Annotated in this window: 1 protein-coding gene and 1 pseudogene; both read right to left on the reverse strand. The window is 46.6% G+C overall.

Translation table 11 applies throughout. The annotated features are described in order from the left end of the window. A pseudogene (locus R7Z49_RS27115) lies at nucleotides 1-256 on the reverse strand (arylsulfatase); the annotation flags it as partial. 7 nt (nucleotides 257-263) lie between these two features. Further along, the coding region (locus R7Z49_RS27120; protein ID WP_318112766.1) for an SPASM domain-containing protein at nucleotides 264-541 on the reverse strand (278 nt) is incomplete at its 5' end.

Raw genomic sequence — 541 nt, forward strand, 5'->3', positions numbered from 1 at the left:
CAACTGCGCCACCGAAAAGGGATGACTGACTAAAACCGACGTCATCTAACAAGATAACAAGCACGTTAGGTGCATCTTTTGGTGCCGCGATTCGGCGAGTTGGCTCGGGGCGCTGAACATCTCGCACGTCGAGTTGAGTGTAAGTTTGGGGCTCAATGTCAGGAATTGGGAGCTTTGTTCTGTCTACCGTTCCTGCCGCAACCAAACACGGAGCGAGCGCTCCGGTGATGGTCACCGTTGTTTTCAAAATATCCATTTATTGATTACCTTTTATTAGAGGGTGTTAGGATTAAAGGGCCGTCTAATGCTTGCATGACATAGCTTGCTGGATAGCCATGAGCTAAGAGCGTCGTCATTGCTTGCAAATACTTTTGTACTGAGCTGAAAAAATAGAAATAACCATCACAAAGGACGTTTTCATACTCACCAGTGTCGGAGAGATAGCGATGTTTTGGGCAGCCGCCGTTGCAGAGAGACAAGAACTGGCATTGTTTACATCGCATAGATAAGCGGGATTCTTTATTGAACTGAAGTTCGTGAT

The sequence above is a fragment of the Vibrio sp. 1562 genome, from assembly GCF_033340155.1.
Lineage (GTDB): Bacteria > Pseudomonadota > Gammaproteobacteria > Enterobacterales > Vibrionaceae > Vibrio > Vibrio alginolyticus.